The following is a 26,296-nucleotide window of genomic DNA, read 5'->3' on the forward strand; positions in this document are numbered from 1 at the left end:
GTGGTCCTCAGAATTGGCTCAAGGCGCGGGCGATGCCGATAAAGGCGGGGCCGCCGAGCACGATCAGCAAGGCGGGAAACAGGAACACCATCATCACCACCGACATTTTGGCCGACATTTTCGAGATGTATTCCTGCATGCGGGTCAGGCGCCGGTCGTCGAGCAATTGCTTGAGCGTCAGCAGGGATTTCATCGCGCCACCCCCCTGCTGGATCAATTGCTGGAGGATGATGCAGGTGTCGGTGAACTCATCCACCTCCAATATGCGCGCGGTCTTGCCCAGTTCTTCGCTCAGTTCCAGGCCGGAGTCGACTCGCGCCAGGATCAGGCGCAATTCGTGGGTCAGGTCTGGAAGCAAGCGCTGGGCTTCGTTGGCCATCACGCGCAAGGATTGTTCAATCGCCATGCCCGACTCGAACAGGATGCGCAGCAGCGGAATGAAGGTTGAGATTTCCTTGGCGATGCGCTGCTGGCGGAATTTGGCGGCAGCGGCGAGCACGCGTTTTGGCAGCAGGTAGCCGATGCCCAGGGCGACCGCCGGGGCAATCCAGGCGGGACTGGCGTGAGGGAAAAGTAGTTGCTGGCCGAGCAGGGTCAGGCCCATCGCCGCGACAGGCACGCCGATCTGGAAAGCGGCAAACAGCGAGCGCTGGCTGGCCTTGCGCCAACCGACCCGGTTGAGCAGGACCTGGGTCTCGTTATCCAGGCTGACTGAGCGCTGGGCCAGCGTGCTTGCGCCCAGTTGGCGCATGAACGTGCCAAGTTTGTCATCGCTGGCGCTGCGCCCTTGCAAACGCTCAACGACCCGGCGATCACGACGGCGATGTTCGAGCCATTGCCCGCCCGCCAGGACCATGGCGGCCAGCGCCAGCAACAGGCTGACCATCAGGGCCATCTCACACACTCCTCAGCATGCGCCACATGGCAAAGGTGCCCGCCAGGTCCATCGCCAGTGCGCCGAACAGCAGGGAGCGCCCCGTGTCGTCGTTCCACATGGTCATCAAGTAGCCAGGGTTGACCAGGATGAAGTAGCCCACGATCAGGATCGGCAAACCGCCCAGCACGTAGGCCGTCATGCGGGTCTCGCCCGTCATCGCCTTGAGTTGCCGGGCGCCCTGGTCCCGCTCGCGGATCATCTTGATCAGGTTTTCCAGCAGTTCGCTGGCGTTGCCGCCGTAGCGGTGGTTGACCTTCAGGCCAAGGGCGAACAGGCGGAACTCGTCCTGTTCGTAGAATTCAGCGAAGTCGCTGGCCGAATCCGGCAGGCTCACCCCCAGGCGCACGTTGCGCTGCATGCGGCCCATGGCGTGCTTGAGCGGGTTTTCCACACTCTCGATACCGCCCAATACCGCGTCGGCCAGGGTGCGGCCGGATTTGAGGCTGCGTACGCTATGGTCCAACAGCTGCGGCAGTTGCTCGACCATGCGTTGCACCCGCTGCTGGTAACGCCAGGCGATATACGCACGCAATGCCAGGGGCGGGCCCAGGGCCATCAACACCAGGCCCAGCCAGTCGGCGACCAAGTAGCCCAGCAGGGCGCCGACCACCCACGCGCTCAGCCACAGGCCGAGGCGTTCCTTGGGTTTGCCCAGCCCGGCGCGCAGAAACATGCGCTCAAGGCCGGTCCAGGTGCCGGGCTGCTCCTGGGCCTCGGGTTGGCCATCGCCGAGGCGCTCCAGCACGCGAATGGTCCGGGCCTTGCGCAGGCCATGCTGAAACAGCCAGAACGACAGACCGATCAGCAACAGGCAAACCAGCAGCAATACAGGTCCGGTCATCAGGCGCTCCCTATAGCGGCAAGGCCGATTCGCGGCGCAACTTATCGCCGGCCGGGTTGATGGCTTCGCGCAGGAAACCGACACCGGTGCGCCGGTCCAGCCGGAACAGGGTATTGGTGACATACACGTCATCGCGCACACCGACCACTTCCACCACCTCGCTCACGCAACGACGGCCATCGGGCATGCGCGTCAGCTGGATCACCACATCCAGCGCGGCGCAGATCATCTGGCGCAGGGTTTTTTCCGCGATCACGCGGCCGGTCAGGCCCACCAGGGTTTCCAGGCGCAGCAACGCATCCTGGGCATTGTTGGCGTGCACGGTGCTCATGGAACCGTCGTGGCCGGTGTTCATGGCCGTCATTACGTCGAGCACTTCCACGCCACGGATTTCCCCCAGGATGATACGGTCCGGGCGCATCCGCAGGGCGTTGCGAATCAGGTCGCTGGACCTGACCTCACCGTGGCCCTCGGCATTGGGCGGGCGGGTTTCCAGGCGCACCACATGGGGATGCCCCAGTTGCAATTCGGCAACGTCTTCGATGGTCACCAGACGCTCGTGGGGATTGATCAACTGGCTGAGGATATTGAGCAACGTGGTCTTGCCGGTGCCGGTGCCGCCGCTGATGAGGATATTGCAGCGCCTGCCGACGGCTTCCTGGAAAAACTCGAAGATACTCTGGTCGATGGTCTGCATGGCAACCAGGTCGCTGCTCTTGAGCATGTCCTTGCGGAACTTGCGGATTGACAGGCATGGCCCATCCAGGGCAATCGGCGGGATGATCGCGTTGACCCGGCTACCGTCAGGCAAGCGTGCATCGACCATCGGCGAGGACTCGTCCAGGCGCCGGCCCAATGGCGCGAGGATGCGTTGCATCACGCGCTCCACGTGGTGGTCGTCGATAAAACGCAGGTCACTCTGATGCAGCAGGCCCTCACGTTCGATAAACACCCGGTGCGGCCCATTGACCAGGATTTCGGTGACCGATGGGTCGCGCAGCAGCACCTCCAGCGGGCCGAAACCGGTAAGTTCATCGACGATCTCTTCGGCCAGGCGTTCCATCTCATAGCGCGAGATCGCCAGGCGCATGCGCGTGATGTACTCGGACACCTTGTCGACGACAAATTGCGCCAGGGATTGGCGCGTGTCTTCAAGCAGGTTCTTACCCGACTCCTCGATAGCGTCGATGATGTAGCGATGCAACACCAGCTTCAAGCCATCGTGATCCGTGTTGCCGCCGCTGCGGGCCGGGCCGCCGAAGAGTTTCTCGCCGTTCATCGCACTGTCCCCAGGATGCGTTCGAACCAACGCATTGATGGTTTTTCCAAGCCCTCGGAGCGTTTCGCCAGGCGTTCGCCCAAGGTGCGCACGGCCAGGCTCAACGCTTCACGTGGGGCCAGGGCAAACAGGGTCTGGCCCTGGTTCTTTACGTTCAGGCGCAGTTCGGCGCTCAGCGGCAGCACGGCGATGCACTCAAGGCCGTAGCTTTTTTCCAGGGTGTCGGTGTCTGGTACGCAGGACTTGATATAACGGTCGACCACCAGCCTGGCGTGGTCGAGTTTCATGCCTTTGTCGCGCCAGCGGTTGAGCACCGCGAGGTTGCGGCGACAGTCCAGTACGTTCTGGTCGGTGCACCACAGCAGTTTGTCGCAGTGGCCGACAAAGGTGCGCAGTGCGTCGCTGTCCGGTTGCCCGGTAAGGTTCACGACGATGTGCTGGAAGTGCTGGCGCAATGCACTGAGCAGCATGTACAGCTCGGCGGCGCTGGTCAGTTTCAGCGGTTCGTCGCCGGTGGCATACGCCAGGATGCGCAGGCCATCCACGGTTGTGGTAAAGGCGCTGTTGATCAGCGTGGTATCGAGGCGGCGCAAATGCCGCAACGCGTCACCGAAGTTGAAAGTGCTCTCCAGCCCCAGCAGCGCCAGGCTGTCGCTGCGTGGCAGGCCCAGATCCAGCAGCAGGGTCTGCTGGCCGCTTTTTTGCACCACCAGGGCCAGGTGGGTCGCCAGCATCGCGCCGTCGGCGTTGCTTTGGGTGCCAAACAGAACGGTCAGGCCACCCAAATGCGCACTGGGGATGACGGTCGGCAGGCGCTTGCTCAAGCGGCGCACCAGGCCGGCCACTTCGCTGGAGCGTGAGCCGTAGGCGACGAAATCCCGGGCGCCGGCCCGCATGGCGTTGAGTACCAGCTGATTGTCCATGCCGTCGCCAAGGGCGACCACGGCGAGCATCGGCTTGGCCTCCAGGGCGCCTTCGATCAGCGCACTCTGGGCCACCAGGTTTTCACGGTCCAGGCCGATGAACACCAGGTTGGCAAAGGTCACGTCGACCAGCGCCAGCAGCTCGTCCAGGCTGCCGGTGCCAGCGCTCACGACTTGGCCAAGGGGTGCCAGGGCACCCTGCAGCCACTCCAGGTCGATGGTGTTGCGAGTGATGGCGAGGAACGTCTGGCTCAAGCTATCGCTCATTGGGAAAGTCCACTGCGGCGGTCGAAATTACCGTTTTCGAGGAAAAACAGGCGGTACCAGTTGGGGTCATAGTTGCGCAGTTTTTCGCCGGGCAAGGAAGGCAGCTGAGCGTTGGCCGCCAGCGGTTGCACCAGGTGCGGCGTGACTATCATCAGCAGCTCCTTTTCTTCGCGGCGGATATTGGTGTCGCGGAAAAACGCACCTAGGACCGGGATATCGCCCAACCCTGGAAACTTGCTGATGCTGGAGCGGTTGTTGGTGCTGATCAGGCCGCTGATCACAAAACTTTCGCCATCGGCCAGGGACACGCTGGTGTCGGTGCGGCGTACGGTCAGGGCCGGCACCTGGATGCCCTGGATCTGTACGGCGTTGCTGTAGTCCAGCTCGCTGACCTCCGGCGCTACCTTGAGGGTGATGCGGTTGCGATCAATCACCGTCGGCGTGAGGGTCAGGCGAATGCCGAATTCCTTGTATTCGATGGAGATGGTGTCACTGCCGGCGCTGGGTACGGGTATAGGTACTTCACCGCCGGCCAGGAAGGTTGCGCTCTGGCCGCTCAGCGCTACCAGGCTGGGACGCGCCAGGGTGTAGGCAAAACCGCTGCTCTCGAGGGCGTTGATCATCGCTTTGACCCGACCGCCGCCAAAACCGACATTGAAAGACTCGGCACTCACCGGCAGTTTGAACACACCTTCTGCCGGGGAGAGAAGGTTGGGGCTGCCGAGGAAAAAATTGTTGCCCAGCCCCAGGAACTGGGTGCTGGCTTCCTTGAGCTTGGTGCGGCTGACTTCTACAAAGCGTATATCCGTCTGCACCTGGCTGGGCAGCAATGGGTCTTCGGAGGGTGGCCGCGACAAACTGGTCAGTGCCGACGTGGCCTTGCCCTTGACGAACACCATGCTCTGGCGCGGCGCCTTGGTACAGGCAGTCCACACCATCAGGCTGGTAGCGCCGCTGGCGACGCCGGTCAGCAGGAATTGACGGTCGCCATTGACGCGCACATCCGCGATCTTCGGGTCGCCAATCGCCAGGCGGGTGATTGGCACCGGCGATTGCAGCTCCTGTTGCAAGCCTTCGCCCACCTCGACCACGGCAGGCAACTGGCCCATGGCGCTGCAATTGCCGGGTGCCGCCAGGGTCATGGCGGCTGGCAGGCTTGTCAGCATCAAGGCCCAGGCAATTGGCGTGAACATGAGGGCGTAGCGATGGCTCATTCAAGGCATCCTTGCTCAATCACGGGGTTTGTTCAGTGGCCTGCGCGCCGCGAATCACCTCGACGCCCCGGCGTACAGCGGGTGTGCCGCTGATTTGCGCGACGCTTTTGGGCGGTCCCACAAGGGCAAGCTGGGTGAATTGGTAGAGGTCACGATTGGCATTGGCCAGTTTGTCCGAAGCGTCGTTTTCCCCGGCCCAGTACTGGCTGAGCAGTTGCTCCTCGGCACTGCGCACGGCCAGGCGCAAGGTACCGGCTTGCGACGCCAGCATCAGGCGGCTCAATAGAGGCTCCGGCACGGCCAGCACCACGGTGCGTGCAGCAGCGCGACGCTGGGCAGCCTGGGCGCGCTCCTCGGGCGTGGTGGCGGGCGGCACGGCCGGTAAGCCATCGTTGGCCAGGCCCAATTGGTCACCGACGCTGAGCAGGCGCAGGGCCGGAAGGACGATTTGTGCCGACTGCTCCGCGTTGCCAGCATCCTGGCGCAGGAACAGCAGCACATCCACATAGTCGCCGGGGCTCAGTTGGCCTGCCGCGCCGATCACCTCGTCGACGGCCACGGCCAATGCGCGCTCATCGGGACGAATCATGCGGGCAAGCGGGCCGCCGGCGCTGAAGCTTTCTTCGCTGAGCCAGGTACCTGCTCCCAGTGCGCGCAGTGGTTGGCGGCCGATGGCCTGGTCCAGCCGCGTCAGGCTGCCGGCCGGCACCGTGCGGAGTTTTTCCACGACCAGGTCGGCAGCGGTAAGTGCAACGAAGGCAGGGACGTCATGCGCCAGTACGACCACTGGTTGGCGGGTCTGGTCTTCGACGACAGCAGTGGGCTTTTCGGCAGAAATGACAGGTGTTGCGACGGGCTCCGGTTGGCGGCTCAACACCAGCCCCCAGTACCCTGCAATCAATGCCCCGATTAGCAGCACAGCGGCCAGGGCCATGCTGATGCGACTGTTCATGACGGCTCTCCCTTTCCCGTTGCACTACCTGTTCGTCAATCCAAACGAACTAATTCGCAACCTGGCTGTGATGAACATCTAACGATTTGGCTATTTGAAGGTAGCTCAGCCAGGACGAAACGCCATTTGTCACGGATAAAATTTTATTTGAACGCTATTTGCAGCCGGGTAGTCAGGCATGGGCCGACGACTAATACTTTGTGATTAATGAGTTCTTACAGTTGTGAGGCTGAGGTTTGTTGGCAATGCTCTAATTGCACGTCGCAAACATCGTGCTAGAGCCGTACTGGCTTTTAGTGGCGTATTAGGGAGAAGTCGTATGTTCCTTGACCTGATGTTGAAGTTATATGTTCAAACACAACTGTTCTTCAAACGCAAAGAGGCTGCTTCAGGTATTGAATACGCCATTATCGTGGCGCTGGTGGCCCTTGTCATTGTGGGTGCCGGAACCGGCCTGGGCACCAAGATAAGTGGAATTTTCACGTCGATCGCTACCAAGCTGCCAACGGCGACCTGACTGCCAAGTTGCAGCAGCTATTCTTCAATTACCCCATTCTTCCAGGTACGGCCATGAGCACATCTTCTTTGTCTCGCCAACAAATACTATTGGTGGACGACGAAGAGGATGCTCTGGTTGAGCTGGCCGAATCCCTCGAACACGAGGGCTTTGTCTGTTTTACCGCCACCTCCGTGACCTTCGCCTTGCAAGAATTGACACTGCATCCGGATATCGCCCTGGTCATTACCGACCTGCGCATGCCTGAGGAAAGCGGCATTTCCTTGATCAAGCGCCTGCGCGAACACACCTCGCGCTCGCACCTGCCGGTGATCGTGATGTCCGGCCATGCCGAGATGGATGACGTCAGCGACATGCTGCGCCTGCAGGTGCTGGACCTGTTCCGCAAGCCGATCTATCTGGTGCGCCTGATCGATACGCTCAACAACCTGTTTCCTCTCTCTCACTCCAGGTATTAAGCGCTCATTCACAGCTGATAAGTGAAGCTCAGCGTATACCGCGGCCGTCGGTCGAAGTTATCCCGCGCCACATCTGCCATCGGCTTGGCCGCTTCCACGGAAATGTTGTAGTATCTGGCGTCGCCAAAACGCAGGCCCAGGGCCGCCGATGACATATCGCTGCCCTTGACCGGCAGGTCGTTGAACCAGGCCCTGGCGCGGTCGAGCACCATATAGGGCTGCAGGATCCGCACCCACTCGCCAGCACGGTTGTAGCTGTAGTTGATCTCATACGCCACGCCCCAGCCTTTGTCGCCGGAGCCCTGGTCATCGGGGTAGCCACGGCCGAAATTCTGCCCGCCGAAGGTGGCACGCTCGCTGTCGGGCAGGTCGTGGTGGCTCCAGTAGAGTGCGCCGGAGAGTACACCTTGCCAGTTATCGAAGAGCCTGTTGCTCTGCACGCCGGAGAGGCGCAGGCGGAAGAAGTCGAGGTCCGGCTTGAGCCCGCCGAAGTCTGTGCGGGTCTTGGCGCCCATGCCGTTGATGCCTTGGTACACACCGGCGCTGAGGATGCGCAACTGGGTCGTGTCGGCCTTGCGCCAATCGCCTTCGAACGCCAGTGCGCGCAGGTCTGTTTGCAGCGCCAGGCGTTGCGGGAAACCTTCGAGCTTGTAGCGCGTAGTCTGGTCGACGGCATAGTAGCGCGCGCCCAGGTTCAATGACTCGTTGGGCGACGCGATCAGCGGGTGGCTGAAGCCGATGGCGTAGCGGTCGATTTCCTGGTGTGGCTTGAGCTCCAGGCCTTCGCCCAGTTGCAGGCTGGTGCGTGGGTCGGCGCGGTAGCGTTCACCCGCCAGCGTGAGCTGGGTGCCCTCGGCATTGATGAATTGGCTGTAGGCTGCGCGGTAGTAATGTTCTTTGTCGTCGCCGGGCGGGAACAGGCCGCTGAGGCTCAGTTGTTCGCCCATGGAGGTCCATGAGTTGCCGGTGCCGGTGAGCAGCGCCTGCGTGCCGCCTCGGCTGGCCTCGTTGAGGCTCATGCTGGTGGTGAAGGGTTTGCGGCTGGCGGTGATGTGCATCGGCGTGCCGCCGTCGGTGGTGGCGGGCGGCGGTACCTGGGCCTGCAAGGTTACGCCCGGGATGGCGCTCATCAGTGTCGTGTAACGCTCGAACGTCTTACGGGTGAGTGGACGTTCGGCCTTGAGTTTTTCGGCGAGTTTGTCGACGTAGGACGAAACCGGGCCGATGTCGCCTTGCAGCTGGTAATCGCGGATATAGCCTTCGACCAGCACCACATGCACCAGACCGCCGTCGAAGCGCTGTTCCGGCAGGAACGCGTAGGACAGCAGGTAGCCATCTTCCTGGTAGCGGCGGGTGATGCTGCGGGTGGCTTCGATCAATTGCGCCAGGTTGGTCTCATGGCCGATCAGCGGTTCGAATGCCTGGGCGACGTCCTTGAGCGGGTAGACCGTGCCGCCGTCGATCTGCAGCTTTCGAATGGTCACCTTGGTGTCCATCAGCAACGGCTGCTCCGCGCTGGCAGCAGGGGCGGGCAGTCGGGTCTGCGGGGGCGCCGGTCGATAGGCGTCGGCGGGCAGGTTAGGCACGGGCAGGTTGCGGACGGTGTCGTTGCTATTCAGGAAACTGGGCAGGGGGCCGGCGTGGACGGAAGCACTGAGGGTGAGCAGTAACAATGGTGTCAAAGCGCGCATAGGACACTCCATGGTCAAAACTGCTGCAGCGTTTTGCAGGTTCCCGTCGGGCTCGAGGAGCGCGGTCTGGGTGTTTTCAGGGGGCGATCATTGACCCATGAAAAAAAGACGAGAGACTTAGCTGGTCTCTCGTCTCAACCAAGCGTAGGCGCTGTAGGTGAGGCCGTCTAATCGGCCAGGTGCAATCATTTTCTGCCGGTCAGGCCACCCAGCAGCCCGCCCAGGGCACCGCCATTCGTGCTGGTGCTGGCACCCGCGGAGCTCGTCACCGCCAGGCCGCCGCCGAGCAAACCACCACCGGTGTTGGGGCCGCCGCTGACCAATCCTCCGACCGAGGCCACGGTGCCACCCACTGCGTTGACGGTACCCCCCAAGGCGTTGATGACCGGGTTGGCGTTGGTGCCGGTGATTTGGCTGCCCAGCCTGCTGACGGCGCCGCCGGCGTTGGTGGCCAGGCCGTTGATTGGAGTGCCCAGGCCGGTGGCATTGCCGACGTTTTGAGTGAGGCGGGTGACGCCACTGGTGACGGGGTTCAACGCGCCGCCGACCTGGCTGGTCAACGTGGCAATGGGGGCACCTGCGGCGGTGTTGGGGACGCCACTGCCGCCCAGAAGGGTGCCCAGGGATGCCACGGTAGTGCCCGCCTTCACGCCGGTGACGCCGGTGGCGCTGACCAGGCCGCTGCTACTGCCGGCATTGAGGCCGCTGCCGGCACCCGCTATCACGCCGCCGATGAGTTCCGCCAGGCCCGGTCTGCGGTTGCTGCCGCCACTGTTACCCGTGGCGTCGACATAGCCGCTGGCCTTGCCGACCACGGTACCCACGCCATTGAGCACGCCGCCCACGGCGCCGGTCGCCGGGTTGCCGCTGCCACCGGTGTCGGCGACTTGATTGCCCAGGCTATCGACGGTATCGCCGAGCTTTTGCAGCAGGCCGCCCACGGGACTGTCCAGGCCGGTCGTGCTGCCGACTTTACCGGTGGTGCTTTCCACCAGCGACACCACCGGGACCAATACGTTTGCGCCAAGCGTATGGGTGGCCGAACCCAGCGGGCCGGTGGTGCTGGCGGTGCTGAGGGTGTCGCCGAGCATGGTCACGGCATTGCCGAGCTTGCCGACGACGTTGCCTGCCACCGGTGCCGCGCCGCTGACCACCGGCACGTGCCCCAGCAAGGTGGCGACGTTCTGGCCGGTGGCGGTCACGCCTGCACCGAGGTCGGAGACGCCGTCGGCCACGCCCGCGACGGTGTTGCCCAGTGCATTGCTGTCGGTACCCAGTGAACCGAGGCCATCCGACAGGCCGTCGCCGATGCTGCTGACGGCGTTGCCGGTGGCACGCACCAGGCTGCGCGTAGTTGCACCCACGATAGGCAGGCTGCCCAGGGTAGTGCCCAGGCTGCTGACGGTGCCGCCGAGGTCGGTCACGGTATCGCCCAGGGTGTCGGCCACGCTGGCCGTTACCAGGGTGCTGGTTGTGCCGGTACCGCCACCGTCTGTACCGCCACCACCGCTGCCGCCACCGCCAGCGGCAGTATCCGAGGAAGCAGAGCCCCCACTGTGATGTCCGCCGCCACCGCTGCTGCAACCGCCGAGTGTGAGTGCGATTGCCAGTGCCAGCGTGGTACTTGCTTTCCAGAACATGACTTGAGTCTTCATGATTGAGTTCCTTGCACCTGTACAACCTGAGTTGTCTCAAACGCTGGCTATTTCTGCGGATAGCGATGCGTTTGTCCGTGTGGCTATAACAGGCCCGGGCGCTCTTTCTCTCAATGCTCAACTTGGTATTAATGATTTGTATACGGCTGGGTTGTACCGTTTAAGCGGCTAATGCCAAAGGTATAGGGCATGATGTTTCTGGCTGTATATATGTTTAAAATCAAAAACCTGCATATAAAAAGCGAGCCTGAAAAGGCCCGCTATCACTTAGGGTGTATATATACAATTTATCAGTCGCTTTTATGCAATGGGCTGCCATTTGCCCAGCATATGCTCGATGTCACCCGCGCCTTTCAATAAGAATTCGCCGCTGGAACCGGCGGCGCTGGCCAGTAGCCTGACGTCACTGGGCAGGCGCACGGGCTTCCTGAACTCCACGTCTATTTCGATATTGGCGGCAGGCAGGTGCTCGCCCAAGGCGGCGAGGGTGTGCGCCTTGTTCCATAGCCCGTGGGCGATGGCCTGGGGGAAACCGAACAGTTTGGCGGTCGGCGCACTGAGGTGGATCGGGTTGTAGTCTCCTGACACCCGTGCGTAGCGGCGACCGATGTCGGCGGGGGCTTTCCAGCGGGTCAGGTCGTTGACCTGGGTGGGACTCTGTGGCGCATTGTCCGTCGTTTCGCCTTGCAGTTTTACACCCCGGCACAGCATGCGGCTCTCGGCTTCCCAGAGCAGGCCGAGGGAATCTTCGACCGTGGTGACTACTTCAAAGGTTGCGCCCTTTGGGTGGGGCCTGAGGTTCTGCGTGTGCACGCCGATGGACAATTCGCTGACTCCGCCCAGTGGGCGATGGATGCGGATACGGTTACTCAGGTGAATCAATCCCAGCAGAGGGAAGGGAAACTTCTTATCGGTGAGCAACTGCATCTGAAGACCGAATGCCAGGATGTGCGGATAGGTCGCCGGCAGCATGGGGCTCTCGGTAAACCCGCAGACCTGGCGGTACGCCGCCACCTGCTTGGGGTCGACGCTTACCCGACAGCGCAGGCCTTGTTCGGGCAGCGTGTTGCCGGTGATCTTGCGCTTGAGCGCTGCCCGCCAATACAACGGTGGCAGAAACGGCGTACTGCCTAAGGTTTGCCAATCCATGCTTACGCTCCCAATAGACTTTGTCCACACACCCGCAGCGCTTGCCCGCTGACCGCACCGGAACCCGGCTGGCTCAGCCAGGCCACGGCTTCGGCGACGTCCTGCGGCAAACCGCCCTGGCCCAGGGAACTCATGCGCCGCCCGGCTTCACGCAGTGCAAAGGGAATATGCGCGGTCATCTGGGTTTCGATAAAGCCTGGGGCTACGGCGTTGATACTGATCCCGCGTTCTTCCAATAACGGCGCCCATGCCTGTACCAGGCCGATCAAGCCGGCCTTGCTCGCGGCATAGTTGGTCTGCCCACGGTTGCCGGCGATGCCGCTGATGGAGGCCAGCACCACCACACGGGCATTGTCGCGCAGGGTACCGCTGTCCAGCAGTGCCTTGGTCAGCACTTGCGGGGCATTGAGGTTGACCGCCAGCACCGCGTCCCAGTATTCCGGGGTCATGTTGGCCAGGGTCTTGTCACGGGTGATCCCGGCGTTGTGCACCAGGATGTCGAGGCCGTCGGGCAGGTGTTCGATCAACTGGCCGGCGGCGTCTTCGGCGCAGATATCCAGCACCACGGTGCGCGCACCCAGGCGTGCGGCCAGGGCCTCGAGGTCGGCCTTGGCCTGGGGCACGTCGAGCAGGATCACTTCGGCGCCGTCGCGGGCCAGGGTTTCGGCGATGGACGCGCCAATGCCACGGGCTGCGCCGGTGACCAATGCCTTGCGCCCGGCGAGGGGGCGAGTCCAGTCTTCGACGGGCGTGGCACAGGCCTTCAGGCGAATCACCTGGCCGGAGATATAGGCGCTTTTCGGTGAGAGGAAGAAGCGCAGCGCGCCTTCCAGTTGGTCTTCGGCACCGTCGCCGACGTAGAGCAATTGCAGCACGCCGCCGTTGCGCAGTTCCTTGGCCAGAGAACGGCTGAAACCTTCGAGGGCGCGCTGGGCGCTGGCGGCGAACGGGTCGCTGAGGCTTTCCGGCGCGCGGCCGAGGATCACCAGGTGTGCACTGTGATCCAGGTTTTTCAGCAATGGTTGGAAAAACTCACGCAGTTGCTTGAGCTGGTCGGTGTGTTGCAGGTCGCTGGCATCGAACACCACGGCCTTGAGCTTGGGGCCGTGGCCGGGAATCCAGGTCGAAGTGTCGGCGCCGTACGTGTAAATGGCGTCGGTGAGCCGGTTGGCAAATGCTTTCACGTTCGTTGCCAGCGCGCCACCACCCAGTAACAGCGCACCTTCCACCGGGCGCAGGCGCCCGGCTTGCCAGCGTTCCAGGCGTACCGGTGACGGCAGGCCAAGGGCGGCGACCAGGCGATGGCCGAGGCTTGAGTTGGCGAAGTCGATATAACGGTCAGACATGGAACGCTCTCCGAAGGCTGGGGTTCAAAGGGTTGACCATCCCAGGGTAGCAGTCGTTCGACTAGGCTCAGTTATCCAGACCACAACCGACAGGGAGCTTTCCATGACTCAATTGCGCCGTGTAGCGATCATTGGCGGTAACCGCATTCCTTTCGCCCGCTCCAATGGCCCTTACGCCACGGCGAGCAATCAGGCGATGCTGACCGCGGCCCTGGAGGGCCTGATCGAACGCTACAACCTGCACGGCCTGCGCATGGGTGAGGTGGCCGCCGGCGCGGTGCTCAAGCATTCCCGCGACTTCAACCTCACCCGTGAATGCGTGCTGGGTTCACGCCTGTCGCCGCAAACCCCGGCCTATGACATTCAGCAGGCGTGCGGCACGGGGCTCGAGGCGGCGTTGCTGGTGGCCAACAAGATCGCCCTGGGCCAGATCGAATGCGGGATTGCCGGGGGGGTGGATACCACCTCCGACGCGCCTATCGGCGTGAATGAAGGGCTGCGCAAGATCCTGCTGCAAGCCAATCGCAGCAAGTCCATGGCGGATAAATTAAAAGTCCTGTTACAACTTCGTCCCCAGCACCTCAGGCCTGAGCTGCCGCGTAACGGCGAGCCGCGCACCGGTTTGTCCATGGGCCAGCATTGCGAATTGATGGCACAGACCTGGCAGATTCCCCGTGCCGAGCAGGACCAACTCGCCCTCGAGAGCCACCATAAAATGGCCGCTGCCTATGCCGAAGGCTGGCATAACGATCTGCTCACGCCGTTTCTGGGCCTGACCCGTGACAACAACCTGCGTCCCGACCTGAGCCTGGAGAAACTCGCCGCGCTCAAGCCCGCGTTCGAACGCAGCGAAAAAGGCACGCTCACGGCCGGCAATTCCACACCGCTCACCGACGGTGCATCCCTGGTGCTGTTGGGCAGCGAGGCGTGGGCCCAGGCGCGTGGTTTGCCGATCCTGGCGTACCTGCGCGATGGCGAAGCGGCGGCGGTGGATTTCGTCAACGGCGCCGAAGGCCTGCTGATGGCGCCGGTGTATGCGGTGCCCCGCTTGCTGGCGCGCAACGGCCTGACGCTGCAGGATTTTGATTACTACGAGATCCACGAAGCCTTCGCGGCCCAGGTGTTGTGCACGCTCAAGGCCTGGGAGGATGCGGATTACTGCAAGACGCGCCTCGGGCTGGACGCACCGTTAGGGGCCATCGATCGCAGCCGCCTGAACGTCAAGGGCAGTTCCCTGGCGGCCGGGCATCCGTTTGCCGCCACCGGTGGGCGCATTGTCGCCAACCTGGCCAAGTTGCTCGACGCGGCGGGCAAGGGGCGCGGGCTGATTTCGATCTGCGCCGCCGGCGGCCAGGGCGTGACGGCGATCATCGAACGGTGAATTCGCCGAAATTGGCATATTGGATGCATTCTTGAGTGGTCAGAGGTCGGTAGCCCCTCCCACCGGCGAGCCGATTGCCGTATAACGAGTGCCATACGCGTATTTGGTAATAAAGGACCCACAATAAAAGCTGATGAAGACTCCTAAACGCATTGAACCCCTGATCGAAGACGGTCTGGTCGACGAAGTGCTGCGCCCACTCATGAGTGGTAAAGAAGCAGCTGTTTATGTGGTGCGCTGCGGCAATGAATTGCGTTGCGCCAAGGTTTACAAGGAGGCGAACAAACGAAGTTTTCGTCAAGCGTCCGAATACCAGGAAGGCCGTAAGGTCCGTAACAGCCGGCAGGCCCGGGCCATGGCCAAGGGCTCGAAATTCGGCAAGAAAGAAACCGAAGATGCCTGGCAGAACGCCGAAGTAGCGGCGTTGTTCCGCCTGGCCGGTGCGGGCGTTCGCGTGCCCAAGCCATACGACTTCCTCGAAGGCGTGCTGTTGATGGAACTGGTGGCCGACGAGTACGGCGATGCCGCGCCACGCCTGAATGACGTGACCTTGGAGCCGGACCAGGCGCGTGAATACCACGCCTTCCTGATTTCCCAGATCGTGCTGATGCTGTGTACCGGCCTGGTGCACGGTGACCTGTCCGAGTTCAACGTACTGCTCACGCCGACCGGCCCGGTCATTATCGACCTGCCCCAGGCAGTGGATGCGGCGGGCAACAACCACGCGTTCAACATGCTGGAGCGGGATGTGGGCAACATGGCTTCCTACTTCGGGCGTTTTGCCCCGGAGTTGAAGAAGACCAAGTACGCCAAGGAAATGTGGGCGCTCTACGAAGCCGGCACCTTGCACCCGGCCAGCGTATTGACCGGCGAGTTCGACGAGCCGGAAGAGCTGGCGGACGTGGGCGGTGTGATCCGCGAGATCGAAGCGGCGCGGCTGGATGAAGAACGGCGCCAGGCCATTCGGGCGGCGGATGATGCGCCACCGAGCAAAGCGTCGGAAGAACCGCCGCCGCCGCCCTGGATGCAGTGATCCGTGGCTGGATGAGGATCAAAATGTGGGAGGGGGCAAGCCCCCTCCCACATTGGTTTTGTAGTTAGTCAGTTAGAGCCTCACGCGCAGCAGCTTCCCGACGCCAACTCCTTGAGAATCGGACAATCCGGCCGGTCATCCCCGTGGCAGTGTTCCACCAGGTCCTGCAACGTATCGCGCAGTTGCCCCAACTCCAGGATCTTCTGGTTCAGCTCATCGATATGTTGGCGCGCCAGGGCTTTCACATCGGCGCTGGCCCGTTGCCGGTCCTGCCACAGGGTCAGCAGTTTGCCCACCTCTTCCAATGAAAACCCCAGGTCCCGCGAGCGTTTGATAAACGCCAGGGTGTGCAGGTCATCGGTGCCGTAGATGCGGTAGCCGCTGTCGGTGCGATGGGCCGCCTTGAGCAGGCCGATGGATTCGTAGTAGCGAATCATCTTCGCGCTCAGCCCGCTTTGCCGGGCGGCTTGGCCGATGTTCATGGGCGTTGATCCTCCAAGTGCGACTGTTTCCAAGTGCTTGGTTTCCAGGTTTTCAACAGCAAGGCATTGCTCACGACACTGACGCTGGACAAGGCCATGGCCGCACCTGCAAGCACCGGATTGAGCAGGCCGAATGCGGCCAGGGGAATGCCGATCAAGTTATACACAAAGGCCCAGAACAGGTTCTGGCGGATTTTGGCGTAGGTCTTGCGGCTGATCTCCAGGGCGGCCGGGACCAGGCGTGGGTCGCCGCGCATCAGGGTGATACCGGCGGCATGCATGGCCACGTCGGTGCCACCGCCCATGGCGATACCGATGTCGGCGGCAGCCAGGGCCGGGGCGTCGTTGATGCCGTCGCCGACCATGGCCACCACGCCGGTTTTTTTCAGTTCGGCGACGGTGGCGGCTTTATCGGCGGGCAGGACTTCGGCGTGTACGTCATCGATGCCCAGCGCTTCGGCGACGACGCGGGCGCTGCCGCGATTATCGCCGGTGAGCAAGTGGCTGCCGATGTGTCGGGCCTTGAGTTGTGCCACCGCTTCCAGCGCGCCAGGCTTGAGCGTGTCACCAAAGGCAAACAGCCCGAGCACACGGGGTTGTGCGCCTTGCTCGATCAGCCAGGACAAGGTGCGGCCCTCGGCCTCCCAGGCGGTGGCAGAGTCGGCCAGCCCACCCGCGTCCAGGCCGCTCTCTTCCAGCAGGCGCCGATTCCCCAATGCCAGTTGGCGCCCGTCGAGGGTGCCGGCAATGCCACGTCCGGTCAGGGATTGGCTGGTGCTTACGTCCGCCACCGTCAGGCCTTGCTCGCTGCACGCATCCAGCACCGCCTTGGCCAACGGGTGTTCGCTGCCGCGTTGCAGCGCACCGGCCTGTTGCAGCAATGTGGCTGCATCGCCATCCACTGCCGCCAAATGGGCAATTTTCGGGGTGCCGGAAGTTAAGGTGCCGGTTTTGTCGAACACCACGGTGCTCACTTCATGGGCGCGTTCCAGCGCTTCGGCGTCCTTGATCAGGATGCCGTAGCGTGCGGCGACGCCGGTGCCGGCCATGATGGCGGTCGGTGTGGCCAGCCCGAGTGCGCACGGGCAGGCGATCACCAGCACCGCCACGGCGTTGATGATCGCGGTCTCCAGCGGCGCACCGTACAGCCACCAGCCCACCAGCGTGATCAACGCCAGGACCAGCACGGTCGGCACGAATACCTGGCTGACCTTATCCACCAGCTTCTGGATCGGTGCCTTGGCGGCCTGGGCGTCTTCCACCAGGCGGATGATGCGCGCCAGTACGCTTTCGGCACCAAGCGCGGTGGTGCGCACCAGCAGGCGGCCTTCGCCATTGATGGCACCGCCGGTGACGGCGTCGCCAGGTTGCTTCGGCACCGGCAGGCTTTCGCCGCTGATCAATGCCTCATCGGCATGGCTCTGGCCTTCTACCACTTCACCGTCCACCGGGAAGCGCTCGCCGGGTTTGACCAGCACCAGGTCATTAAGCTTGAGCGCACTGATGGCCACATCCTCCTCGCGGCCAGCCTGTACACGTATCGCGCGTTCAGGGCGCAGGGCTTCCAGGGCGCGGATGGCGCTGGCGGTCTGGCGTTTGGCGCGGCTCTCCAGGTATTTACCGAGCAGCACCAGGGCGATCACCACGGCCGACGCTTCGAAGTACAGATGGGGCATGGTGCCCGAGGGCGCGGTCAGCCATTCATAGAGGCTCAGGCCGTAACCGGCGCTGGTGCCGATGGCCACCAGCAGGTCCATATTGCCGGCGCCGGCCCGTACGGCCTTCCAGGCTGCGATATAGAAGCGTGCACCGAAGATGAATTGCACCGGGGTCGCCAGGAGGAACTGCACCCAGGCCGGCAGCATCCAGTGCAGGCCGAAGGGCTGCACCAGCATCGGCAGCACCAGGGGCAATGCCAGCACAATCGCCAGCAGCAGCGACCAGCGCTCGCGGTGCAGGCGTTGAGCCTGATCGGCCTCGGTCCTGGTTTCGCTTTGCGGCAGGCTGGCGGTGTAGCCGGCTTTGTCGACGGCGGCGATCAGTACGGCCGGGTCGATCTGGCCCAGCACTTCGACGTGGGCGCGCTCGTTGGCCAGGTTGACGCTGACGCTTTGCACCCCCGGCACTTTACCCAGCGCGCGCTCGACACGCCCGGCGCAACTGGCGCAGGTCATGCCGCCGATGGGCAGGTCAAAGGTGGTGGATCCATTCATGGGGCAGTCCTCCAGAGAAGTTGCCCCCAGGATCAACCTTGACCTGTGGGGAAGGTCAAGCGTCTTCAGTATTCCAGTGCGGCGGGTTTGAGGTACATGCCTTCCGGGCCCTGGGCAATGCGCAACTTGCGTACGTCACCGGCCTTGAGTGTGATGTTCTGCGCCGGCGGCGCGAGCAGGCCCGGCAAGCAACCCGGTGATTGGCCCGGCAGCAGTTTCAGGCGCAGCGACACATTGCCGGCGGGCAGGTTGAACGAGGTGGACTGTTCCTGGAACAGGCGCCCGGCCAACTGGTCCTGGATGTACAGGCCGATCTCGCAATTGGTCGGTACTTCCAGGCGTTCGCGGGAAATGATCAGCACCGCATAGTCTTCTGCGGCGAGGGCCTGGGGCGCAGCGGCAGACAAGCTCATCAGGCCGACAAGGCCAAAAAACGACCAGCGCATGGCGAATGCTCCGTGGATTGAATCGAAGATGGGTGAAGCTTGGCCGACGCCGCGGTGTAATACCAGCCCGGCCGAAAGTTTCAGAACTTGACCTTGCCATCGTGGCAAGGTCGAGACTGGGTTCAACCTCATCAAAGGAGTCATGTCATGCAAATATTCAGCGTTGAAGGAATGACCTGTGGCCACTGCGTCCGGGCCGTGACCCAGGCGGTGCAGAGCCAGGATCCGGCGGCCAGCGTGAAGGTCGACCTGGCGGCGAAAGAGGTGGGCGTCGAAAGCCGCCTGTCTGCCGAGGAAGTGATCAGCCTGATCAGCGAAGAGGGCTACAGCGCCAAGCTCGCCTGACCCATTCAAATAGTTAGCGAGCTATCGTATTCAATGCACCCAAGCGCGGCTAAACTGTCGGGCTGCCGACACACTTGGGTGCCTGATGAACCTTCGCATAATCCTGATTCTGGGCGCCTTGAGCGCCTTCGCGCCGCTGGCGATCGATTTCTACCTGCCTGGCTTTCCTGCCATGGCGACGGCCTTCGGGACCGACGAAAAACATATCCAGTTGACCCTGGCGGTGTATTTCGCCGGCCTGGCCATCGGCCAACTGATCTACGGCCCACTGGCAGACCGCTTTGGTCGACGCGGCCCGCTGCTCAGCGGCGTAACCCTGTTTACCCTGGCGTCCTTTGCCTGCGCGTATGCGCCGTCCCTGGAATGGCTGATTGGCGCACGTTTCGTGCAGGCCCTCGGCGGTTGCGCGGGCATGGTGATTTCCCGCGCCGTGGTCAGTGACAAATGTGATGCGGTGGGCTCGGCGAAGGTGTATTCGCAACTGATGCTGGTGACCGGCCTGGCGCCGATCCTTGCGCCGTTGGCAGGCGGGGTGATGGTCGGGTTATGGGGCTGGCAGTCGATTTTCCTCGCGCTGTCGATCTTCAGCGTGATGGCGGCGATTGCCGTGGCGGTCGGTTTGCCGGAAACCTTTCCGGCCCATCAGCCGCGTCAACCCTTGTCCGGGTCGCTGCGCCGCTACGGCGCGCTGTTGTCAGACCGGGTCTACCTCGGTTACGCCCTGACCGGGGGCATTTCGATTGCCGGGATGTTTGCCTACATCGCCGGCTCCCCGTTCGTATTTATCAAACTCTACGGCGTGCCCGCCGAGCATTACGGCTGGCTGTTCGGCTCCAACGCCGCCGGGTTTATCCTGGTTGCACAGGTTAATGCGCGGCTGCTGGCCAAGCGTGGCCCGGCGTTTCTGCTGTCGCGCACGGTGTGGGTCTATCTGCTGGCGGCGCTGTCGCTGTTGGGCATCGCGGCCTTGCGCACCGAAGCGTTATGGCCGTTGCTGGTACCGCTGTTCATCTGTATCGCCAGCCTGGGCTGCATTCTGCCCAACACCTCGGCCTGCGCCATGAGCGGGCAGGGCGCCCGGGCCGGCAGCGCGTCGGCCTTGCTCGGTTGCATTCAGTTTGGCGTGGCGGCAGGGGCGGCTTCGTTGGTGGGCGTGCTGCACGACGGCACGGCGATGCCGATGGCGATGGTCATCAGCTTGTGCGGGGTGTTGGCGGTGACGATTGCGATGTCGACCCAGCGCCTGCAACGGGCAAGGGCCACGCAGGCGCAGGGCTGAAATGCAGGTCAGCCAGCGGCGGAGCGTTGCTGGCTGAGTGGAAAACGGTGAGGAGCCTGGATACGGGCTTGCAGGGTATCGGCGAAGGCGCGGGCCTCGGCCTCGCTGCGGAAGGTGAACGCATCGCCGTCGAGGCGAACCTGCCATTTATTGCCGGGGGATTTTGCTAACGCTTTTATCAGGATTTTCATTGCTGACTTCCTCACGTAAAAGAATCGTGGCAAAGGCGGCCAATATAAACCCGAATACGCTCACAAATATGACAAAGATCAACTCTCTGACTAGCGGTGTCGTCCATCACTCACACGAATAACGGACGACACTGACAGACGTTATCTTCAGAACCCTTCCAGCACGATCTTGCCCTTGGCCTTGCCGCTTTCCAGCAGGGCATGGGCACGGCGCAGGTTCGCCGCATTGATTACACCGAAGTGTTCGCCCACCGTCGTTTTCAAGATGCCGGCGTCGATCAGTTCGGCCACGCGATTGAGCAGGTTGTGCTGCTCGATCATGTCCGGCGTCTCGAACATCGAGCGCGTGTACATGAACTCCCAATGCAGCGACAGGCTCTTGCGCTTGAGTTTGCTCACGTCCAGCGCCTTGGGGTCGTCGATCAGCGCCAGCTTGCCTTGGGGTTGCAGCGCTTCGACCAGTTGGTCCAGGTGATGCTCGGTCTGGGTCAGGCTGGCGACATGGGTCACCTGCGGGTGGCCGGCTTGTTTCAGCGCTTCGCTCAGCGGTTGGCTGTGGTCGATCACCAGGTCGGCGCCGAGTGCCTTGGTCCATTCCTGGGTTTCCGGGCGCGACGCGGTGCCGATCACCGTCAAGGCGGTGAGCTGGCTGGCCAGTTGGGTCAGGATCGAACCCACGCCACCGGCGGCACCGACGATGAGCAGGCTCTGGCCTTCAGCCTCTTTACCTTCACGCACTTGCAGGCGTTCGAATAGCAGCTCCCAGGCGGTGATGGCGGTCAGCGGCAGCGCGGCGGCTTCGGCAAAGCCCAGGCTCTTGGGCATATGGCCGACGATGCGCTCATCGACGGTGTGCAGTTCGCTGTTAGCGCCCGGCCGGACCAGGGAACCGGCGTAGAACACCTTGTCGCCGACTTTGAACAGGCTCACTTCGCTGCCGACGGCCTTGACCACACCGGCCACGTCCCAGCCCAGCACTTTGGCCGCGCCGTTCTCAGGGGCGACGTTCTGGCGCACCTTGGTGTCCACCGGGTTGACCGAGATGGCTTTGACTTCTACCAGCAGGTCGCGGGGGCCGGCGACGGGCTCCGGCAGCTGGATGTCTTGCAGGGATTTTTCATCGTTGATCGGCAGTGATGCGTAATAGGCAATGGCTTTCATGGGGGCTCCGGAAAAAGGCGGTGATCAGGCGAGAAACTTCAGGCGCTTGAGTTCGAAATGTTCGATGACATCAGCGGCTTTAGCGCGAAAATGTTGGATATGCGCGCTCTGGTCGTGGTCGGCCAGTGCGGCGTCATCGCTCCAGCGTTCGAGCATGTAGAAGGTCTCAGGGTGTTGCAGGTCCTGGTGCAGGTCGTATTGCTCGCAGCCGGCTTCAAGACGGGTAGGTTCCAGCAGGTCGCGCAGCAGCGGCTCCAAGGTGGCCTGTTGGCCAGGTTTGGCGATCAGCGTGGCGATGACGTTAAAGGCTGTGGGCATATTCAACTCCAGACACGTGATAACGGGATGGGCAGATGATTGGCCATTTCCCTGCAAGATAAAAGCGGCTAAAACAGCACTCTGTTTCAATAATATTTTGATAATGGGTGGTTGAATGCTGCGTTTTGATGATTTGCAGTTGTTTGTACGCGCCGCGGACCTGGGCAGTTTGTCGGCGGCGGCGCGGGTGATGGACCTGTCGCCCGCCGTGGCCAGCGCGGCGCTCAAGCGTATCGAACAGCAGCTGGGCACGCGTTTGCTGGCGCGCTCCACCCGCAGCCTGCGCCTGACCGCCGAAGGTGAAGGCTTCCTGGAATATGCCCGGACTGCGTTGAGCGCCCTGGACGAAGGACGGCGATTGTTGGCCAGTGGCCAGGACCATGTCAGCGGGGTGTTGCAACTCTCGGCCCCTTCGGATTTCGGCCGCAACCAATTACTGCCCTGGCTGGAAGAATTTCAGCACGAGTACCCGCAACTCACCGTGCGCCTGCTGCTGGGCGATCGGATTGCCGACCTGTTCCGCCAGCCGGTGGACATTGCCCTGCGCTATGGCGAGCCCGAAGACTCCAGCCTGGTCGCCCTGCCCGTCGCGCCGCACAACGTTCGCGTGTTGTGCGCAGCCCCCAGCTATCTCGCGCGTTATGGCGAGCCGCGACAGCTGGAGCAATTGGCCCAGCACAATTGCTTGCTTTACATGCTTGGCAGCCGAGTGCATGACCACTGGAGCTTTCACGATGGCAAACGCGAAGTCAGCCTCACGGTCGGTGGTGATCGCTTCAGCGACGATGCCGATGTGGTGCGCCGCTGGGCGGTGGCGGGCGTGGGCATTGCCTACAAATCCTGGCTGGATGTGAGCACCGATGTGCTGGCCGGGCGCTTGCGCCTGGTCTTGCCTGAGTTGCGTGGCGAGCGCACACCGCTCAATTTGCTGTGCGCCCATCGGGCCCAGTTGAGCAAACCCATCAACCTGTTGCGGGAAATGCTCGTGTCGCGCTGTGCGACATTGACCGCTCAATTGCCGGAGCGATTGGGTACGCCGTAACAGCCTCCATCACACAAGGAAATTTCACTCAGCTCCTGTCCCTATTCATGCTGTCAGACGCCGCGGAACCGCTGGTTTACGCACCTATACTTTGGCGCCCACCGCAGCAGAAAAATAATTCGACAGGGAGTGAATCGATGGAAGAGGCACCATGCATCAGTCAGATCGCCAGCTTGCTCGCCGAACCCAAACGCACCGCCATGCTCTGGTCCCTGATGGACGGCTCGGCCAAGTCCTCGGAGGAATTGGCAACGCTTGCCGGGCTGTCACCCGCCTCGGCCAATGCCCATCTGGCACGGCTGACGGGGAGTGGTTTGCTGCGTACCGAGGGCCGGCGTGGCAAGCGACTGTTCCGCGTGGCGGCTGCCGATGTCAGCGTCGCCATCGATGCCTTGGCCAGTACGACCCTGGCCAGCGCCGCACGTAGTGCGCCACATGCTTCACCGCCGGTGTTGGTGGCGCCGCCATTGTTGCGACATGCGCGGATGTGCCAGGGCCACCTCGGCGGCGAAGTGGCGGCGCAGCTGCATGAGCGGATGTTGGCGGCGGGGTGGATCGAGCGTCATGAGCAACGCATTGAGGTGACGATCAAGGGCGCACAGCACCTGGCAGGCCTGGGTATTTATACCCAGGCGCTGGCGTCGCCACTGGTATGCGACTGCTTCGATTGGAGCCAGCGGCAACCGCACCTGGGCGGCGCGCTGGGTGCGGGGCTGTTGCAGTTGTTCCTGCAATCGAACTGGATCAGCCTGGTCAATGAGTCCCAGGCGGTGCAGCTCAACGACAACGGGCTGGCAGAAATCGCCCGATTGGCCATGTCCGAACAACCTTAGCCTTGAGGGTTTGCCATCATCGCCCTGGCCTTTTTGATTCCATGGACCTGGCGATGATGACTTTGCGTGCAGTCAGGGTTTTACCAGGCGCGCATCCAGGCTGTTCTGCGCCAGGCGTTTGGCCTGGTCCTGGGTCATGCCCAGCGAGGTGTACAGCGCGTGGAAGTTTTCGGTGACATAGCCGCCGAAGTACGCCGGGTCATCCGAGTTCACCGTGACCTTCACGCCACGCTCGAGCATGTCGAGGATGTTGTGCTGGGCCATGTCGTCGAACACGCAAAGTTTGGTGTTGGACAGCGGGCAGACGGTCAACGGGATCTGCTCATCGATGATGCGCTGCATCAGGCGCTCGTCTTCGATGGCGCGTACGCCATGGTCGATACGCTGGATTTTCAGCAGGTCGATCGCTTCCCAGATGTACTCGGGCGGGCCTTCCTCACCGGCGTGGGCGACGGTGAGGAAGCCTTCGTGGCGGGCACGGTCGAACACTCGCTGGAACTTGCTCGGCGGATGACCCATTTCCGAACTGTCCAGGCCCACGGCCACAAACGCATCGCGGAACGGCAGCGCCTGGTCGAGGGTTTTCTCGGCTTCGGCTTCGCTCAGGTGGCGCAGGAAACTGAGGATCAAGCCGCTGGTGATGCCCAGCTGCTGTTCGCCATCTTTGAGCGCCGCGGCGATGCCGTTGAGCACCACTTCGAACGGTATGCCACGGTCGGTGTGGGTTTGCGGGTCGAAGAAGGGCTCGGTGTGGATCACGTTCTGGGCTTTGCAGCGCAGCAGGTAGGCCCAGGTCAGGTCGTAGAAATCCTGGGAGGTGCGCAGCACATCGGCGCCCTTGTAATAGAGGTCGAGAAACTCTTGCAGGTTGTTGAAGGCATAGGCCTTGCGCAGGGTTTCCACGTCGTTCCACGGCAGCGCGATCTTGTTGCGCTCGGCCAGGGCGAACAGCAGCTCAGGTTCCAGCGAGCCCTCCAGGTGCAGGTGCAATTCAGCCTTGGGCAGGGCGTTGAGCCAATCGTACATTTTCTAAATTCTCATCAGGTGCAATGGCGGCATTCTACAGGCCATGGCTGAAATAATCGGCAAAACCTGACCAGCAGGAGAGTATTCGATTTATTCACGCAAGGGCTGTGTGAACTAAGGTGTAACGAAACGTTAGCGGCTTGGCGCAGTCTGTACCCCATCAATGACTGATTTGCCGTACTAAAAGGCCCGGAATGCTCACATCCCTCAAGCAAGAAAAATTCATGCTGCTGGCGCTGATTGCCGCCATCGCCGCCTACCCGCTGGAGCACTGGATGCTGCACAGCGGGCAAATCGTGGCACTGTTGGCCGGCGTGGTGTTGATCGGTTTTATCGTCGTGGCGTCGATGCGCGTGGCCCACCATGCCGAGCAACTGGCGGAAAAGGTCGGCGATCCCTACGGCACTATGATCCTGACTCTCGCCGCAGTGCTGGTGGAGGTGGTGATCCTGGCGATCATGATGAGCAACGAGCCATCACCCACCTTGGTGCGGGACACCATCTATTCGGCGGTGATGCTCGATATCAACGGCATCCTCGGCCTGGCAGCGTTGATGGGCGGCATCAAGCATGGCGAACAGTCCTACAATGATGATTCGGCGCGGACCTACAGCGTAATGATCCTGACCGCCATGGGCGTGTCGATGGTGGTGCCGGAATTTATCCCCGAAGCCGACTGGAAAATTTACTCGGCCTTCACCATCGGCGCGATGGTGGTGCTCTACACCTTGTTCCTGCGCATGCAGGTAGGGCCCCACAGTTATTTCTTCAGCTACAGCTACCCGGAAAAGCGTCGCAAGAAGCTGCCGGAGGAACAAGAGTCGCCGCCGGTGAACCTGGCGTTCTCCATCGGTACCCTGGTGTTTGGCGTGATTGTGATTGGCGCGCTGGCCGAGGTGATGTCCAAGACCCTCGACCTGGGCCTGGAAGGCACGGGCGCACCGCCGGTGATCACGGCGATTGTGGTGGCGGCTATTTCGGCGGCACCGGAGATTCTGACGGCCTTGCGCGCCGCATTGGCCAACCGCATGCAGTCGGTGGTGAACATTGCCCTGGGCGCGTCGTTGTCGACGGTGATCCTGACGGTGCCGGTGATGGAGGCCATGGCACTCTACACCGGCCAGCCGTTCCAGATGGCGATGACGCCGGTGCAAACGGTGATGGTGTTTATCACGCTGATCGTCAGTGCGATCAACCTCAACGATGGCGAAACCAATGCCATCGAAGGGATGACCCATTTTGTGTTGTTTGCGACCTTTATCATGTTGTCGCTGTTGGGCTTGTAAGCACCGTGCACTTCAAGTGGGAAGGCGATTG

General features: G+C 62.3%; 27 protein-coding genes. 10 read left to right on the plus strand and 17 right to left on the minus strand.

Annotation, left to right across the window (positions count from 1 at the left end; genetic code table 11):
* Positions 1-7: 7 nt before the first annotated feature.
* The 6 genes from J1N02_RS16850 to cpaB are packed head-to-tail and all read right to left on the minus strand — an operon-like array spanning position 8 to position 6,413.
* Positions 8-895: a type II secretion system F family protein gene (locus tag J1N02_RS16850; protein WP_146478255.1), complete on the minus strand. Its 888-nt coding sequence runs from the start codon at positions 893-895 to the stop codon at positions 8-10.
* A 1-nt stretch (position 896) separates the two neighbouring features.
* Positions 897-1,778, minus strand: a complete 882-nt coding sequence (locus J1N02_RS16855; RefSeq protein WP_027607973.1) for a type II secretion system F family protein — start codon at positions 1,776-1,778, stop codon at positions 897-899.
* Between the two features lie 10 nt (positions 1,779-1,788).
* Positions 1,789-3,057, minus strand: coding sequence for a CpaF family protein (locus J1N02_RS16860; protein WP_027607972.1), 1,269 nt, complete (start codon positions 3,055-3,057; stop codon positions 1,789-1,791).
* Complete coding sequence (locus J1N02_RS16865) at positions 3,054-4,247, minus strand: pilus assembly protein (RefSeq protein WP_092358917.1); 1,194 nt, start codon at positions 4,245-4,247, stop codon at positions 3,054-3,056. Before J1N02_RS16865 ends, J1N02_RS16860 begins: the two co-directional genes overlap by 4 nt.
* Positions 4,244-5,461 carry a type II and III secretion system protein family protein gene (locus J1N02_RS16870; RefSeq protein WP_092358915.1) on the minus strand — a complete coding sequence of 406 codons (1,218 nt, stop codon included), beginning with the start codon at positions 5,459-5,461 and terminating at the stop codon, positions 4,244-4,246. The genes J1N02_RS16865 and J1N02_RS16870 overlap by 4 nt, the downstream gene beginning before the upstream one ends.
* A 19-nt stretch (positions 5,462-5,480) precedes the next feature.
* On the minus strand, positions 5,481-6,413 hold the full coding sequence (gene cpaB, locus J1N02_RS16875; protein WP_169899292.1) for a Flp pilus assembly protein CpaB: 933 nt from the start codon (positions 6,411-6,413) through the stop codon (positions 5,481-5,483).
* A gap of 319 nt (positions 6,414-6,732) precedes the next feature.
* Here cpaB and J1N02_RS16880 point away from each other — a divergent pair, with 319 nt between their 5' ends.
* The gene (locus J1N02_RS16880; RefSeq protein WP_027607968.1) at positions 6,733-6,930 is read left to right on the plus strand and encodes a Flp family type IVb pilin; all 198 of its coding nucleotides are present in this window, start codon (positions 6,733-6,735) and stop codon (positions 6,928-6,930) included.
* Between the two features lie 53 nt (positions 6,931-6,983).
* On the plus strand, positions 6,984-7,388 hold the full coding sequence (locus tag J1N02_RS16885) for a response regulator (protein ID WP_027607967.1): 405 nt from the start codon (positions 6,984-6,986) through the stop codon (positions 7,386-7,388).
* Positions 7,389-7,396: 8 nt separating this feature from the next.
* Here J1N02_RS16885 and J1N02_RS16890 read toward each other — a convergent pair whose 3' ends face one another.
* Positions 7,397-9,079: a ShlB/FhaC/HecB family hemolysin secretion/activation protein gene (locus tag J1N02_RS16890; RefSeq protein ID WP_092358913.1), complete on the minus strand. Its 1,683-nt coding sequence runs from the start codon at positions 9,077-9,079 to the stop codon at positions 7,397-7,399.
* Between the two features lie 185 nt (positions 9,080-9,264).
* A complete protein-coding gene (locus tag J1N02_RS16895) occupies positions 9,265-10,734 on the minus strand; it encodes a collagen-like triple helix repeat-containing protein (RefSeq protein WP_146478249.1) in 1,470 nt (489 codons plus the stop codon).
* Here J1N02_RS16895 and J1N02_RS16900 point away from each other — a divergent pair.
* Entirely contained in the window at positions 10,733-10,906 is a 174-nt protein-coding gene (locus tag J1N02_RS16900; RefSeq protein ID WP_421147505.1) for a hypothetical protein, read from the plus strand. The genes J1N02_RS16895 and J1N02_RS16900 overlap by 2 nt on opposite strands.
* Positions 10,907-11,034: 128 nt before the next feature.
* Here J1N02_RS16900 and J1N02_RS16905 read toward each other — a convergent pair whose 3' ends face one another.
* Both J1N02_RS16905 and J1N02_RS16910 read right to left on the minus strand, forming a co-directional pair.
* The gene (locus J1N02_RS16905) at positions 11,035-11,883 is read right to left on the minus strand and encodes a MaoC family dehydratase (RefSeq protein WP_169899296.1); all 849 of its coding nucleotides are present in this window, start codon (positions 11,881-11,883) and stop codon (positions 11,035-11,037) included.
* A 2-nt stretch (positions 11,884-11,885) separates the two neighbouring features.
* On the minus strand, positions 11,886-13,229 hold the full coding sequence (locus J1N02_RS16910) for a 3-oxoacyl-ACP reductase (protein ID WP_027607963.1): 1,344 nt from the start codon (positions 13,227-13,229) through the stop codon (positions 11,886-11,888).
* A 103-nt stretch (positions 13,230-13,332) separates the two neighbouring features.
* Here J1N02_RS16910 and J1N02_RS16915 point away from each other — a divergent pair, with 103 nt between their 5' ends.
* Positions 13,333-14,610: an acetyl-CoA C-acetyltransferase gene (locus tag J1N02_RS16915; protein WP_098480434.1), complete on the plus strand. Its 1,278-nt coding sequence runs from the start codon at positions 13,333-13,335 to the stop codon at positions 14,608-14,610.
* 133 nt (positions 14,611-14,743) lie between these two features.
* The gene (locus J1N02_RS16920) at positions 14,744-15,643 is read left to right on the plus strand and encodes a PA4780 family RIO1-like protein kinase (protein WP_027607961.1); all 900 of its coding nucleotides are present in this window, start codon (positions 14,744-14,746) and stop codon (positions 15,641-15,643) included.
* 80 nt (positions 15,644-15,723) lie between these two features.
* Here the strand turns inward: J1N02_RS16920 and cueR are convergent, their stop codons facing one another.
* The 3 genes from cueR to J1N02_RS16935 all read right to left on the minus strand — a co-directional run bounded on the left by cueR (position 15,724) and on the right by J1N02_RS16935 (position 18,784).
* Entirely contained in the window at positions 15,724-16,125 is a 402-nt protein-coding gene (cueR, locus tag J1N02_RS16925; RefSeq protein WP_027607960.1) for a Cu(I)-responsive transcriptional regulator, read from the minus strand.
* Positions 16,122-18,338 (minus strand): heavy metal translocating P-type ATPase, encoded by a 2,217-nt coding sequence (locus tag J1N02_RS16930; protein WP_421147506.1) that lies wholly within the window; start codon positions 18,336-18,338, stop codon positions 16,122-16,124. Before J1N02_RS16930 ends, cueR begins: the two co-directional genes overlap by 4 nt.
* Before the next feature lie 65 nt (positions 18,339-18,403).
* Positions 18,404-18,784, minus strand: coding sequence for a hypothetical protein (locus J1N02_RS16935; protein WP_027607958.1), 381 nt, complete (start codon positions 18,782-18,784; stop codon positions 18,404-18,406).
* A gap of 147 nt (positions 18,785-18,931) precedes the next feature.
* Here J1N02_RS16935 and J1N02_RS16940 point away from each other — a divergent pair, with 147 nt between their 5' ends.
* Together J1N02_RS16940 and J1N02_RS16945 are read left to right on the plus strand one after the other, a co-directional pair.
* On the plus strand, positions 18,932-19,129 hold the full coding sequence (locus tag J1N02_RS16940; protein WP_027607957.1) for a heavy-metal-associated domain-containing protein: 198 nt from the start codon (positions 18,932-18,934) through the stop codon (positions 19,127-19,129).
* A gap of 85 nt (positions 19,130-19,214) precedes the next feature.
* Positions 19,215-20,408, plus strand: coding sequence for a multidrug effflux MFS transporter (locus J1N02_RS16945; protein ID WP_027607956.1), 1,194 nt, complete (start codon positions 19,215-19,217; stop codon positions 20,406-20,408).
* 8 nt (positions 20,409-20,416) lie between these two features.
* Here J1N02_RS16945 and J1N02_RS16950 read toward each other — a convergent pair whose 3' ends face one another.
* From J1N02_RS16950 to J1N02_RS16960, 3 genes are all read right to left on the minus strand, one after another.
* Positions 20,417-20,599 carry a hypothetical protein gene (locus J1N02_RS16950; RefSeq protein WP_027607955.1) on the minus strand — a complete coding sequence of 61 codons (183 nt, stop codon included), beginning with the start codon at positions 20,597-20,599 and terminating at the stop codon, positions 20,417-20,419.
* 147 nt (positions 20,600-20,746) lie between these two features.
* Entirely contained in the window at positions 20,747-21,760 is a 1,014-nt protein-coding gene (locus J1N02_RS16955) for a zinc-binding alcohol dehydrogenase family protein (protein ID WP_027607954.1), read from the minus strand.
* A 24-nt stretch (positions 21,761-21,784) separates the two neighbouring features.
* Complete coding sequence (locus J1N02_RS16960; RefSeq protein WP_108573600.1) at positions 21,785-22,078, minus strand: putative quinol monooxygenase; 294 nt, start codon at positions 22,076-22,078, stop codon at positions 21,785-21,787.
* 115 nt (positions 22,079-22,193) lie between these two features.
* Here J1N02_RS16960 and J1N02_RS16965 point away from each other — a divergent pair, with 115 nt between their 5' ends.
* Positions 22,194-23,120, plus strand: a complete 927-nt coding sequence (locus J1N02_RS16965) for a LysR family transcriptional regulator (RefSeq protein WP_421147507.1) — start codon at positions 22,194-22,196, stop codon at positions 23,118-23,120.
* A 137-nt stretch (positions 23,121-23,257) separates the two neighbouring features.
* Positions 23,258-23,953, plus strand: coding sequence for an ArsR/SmtB family transcription factor (locus tag J1N02_RS16970; RefSeq protein WP_421147508.1), 696 nt, complete (start codon positions 23,258-23,260; stop codon positions 23,951-23,953).
* 72 nt (positions 23,954-24,025) lie between these two features.
* Here the strand turns inward: J1N02_RS16970 and J1N02_RS16975 are convergent, their stop codons facing one another.
* Positions 24,026-24,979, minus strand: coding sequence for an adenosine deaminase (locus J1N02_RS16975; RefSeq protein WP_027607950.1), 954 nt, complete (start codon positions 24,977-24,979; stop codon positions 24,026-24,028).
* Positions 24,980-25,173: 194 nt separating this feature from the next.
* Here J1N02_RS16975 and J1N02_RS16980 point away from each other — a divergent pair, with 194 nt between their 5' ends.
* The gene (locus tag J1N02_RS16980; RefSeq protein WP_027607949.1) at positions 25,174-26,265 is read left to right on the plus strand and encodes a calcium:proton antiporter; all 1,092 of its coding nucleotides are present in this window, start codon (positions 25,174-25,176) and stop codon (positions 26,263-26,265) included.
* Positions 26,266-26,296 lie beyond the last annotated feature (31 nt).

The organism is Pseudomonas sp. NFX5, assembly GCF_049132125.1.
GTDB lineage: Bacteria > Pseudomonadota > Gammaproteobacteria > Pseudomonadales > Pseudomonadaceae > Aquipseudomonas > Aquipseudomonas marginalis.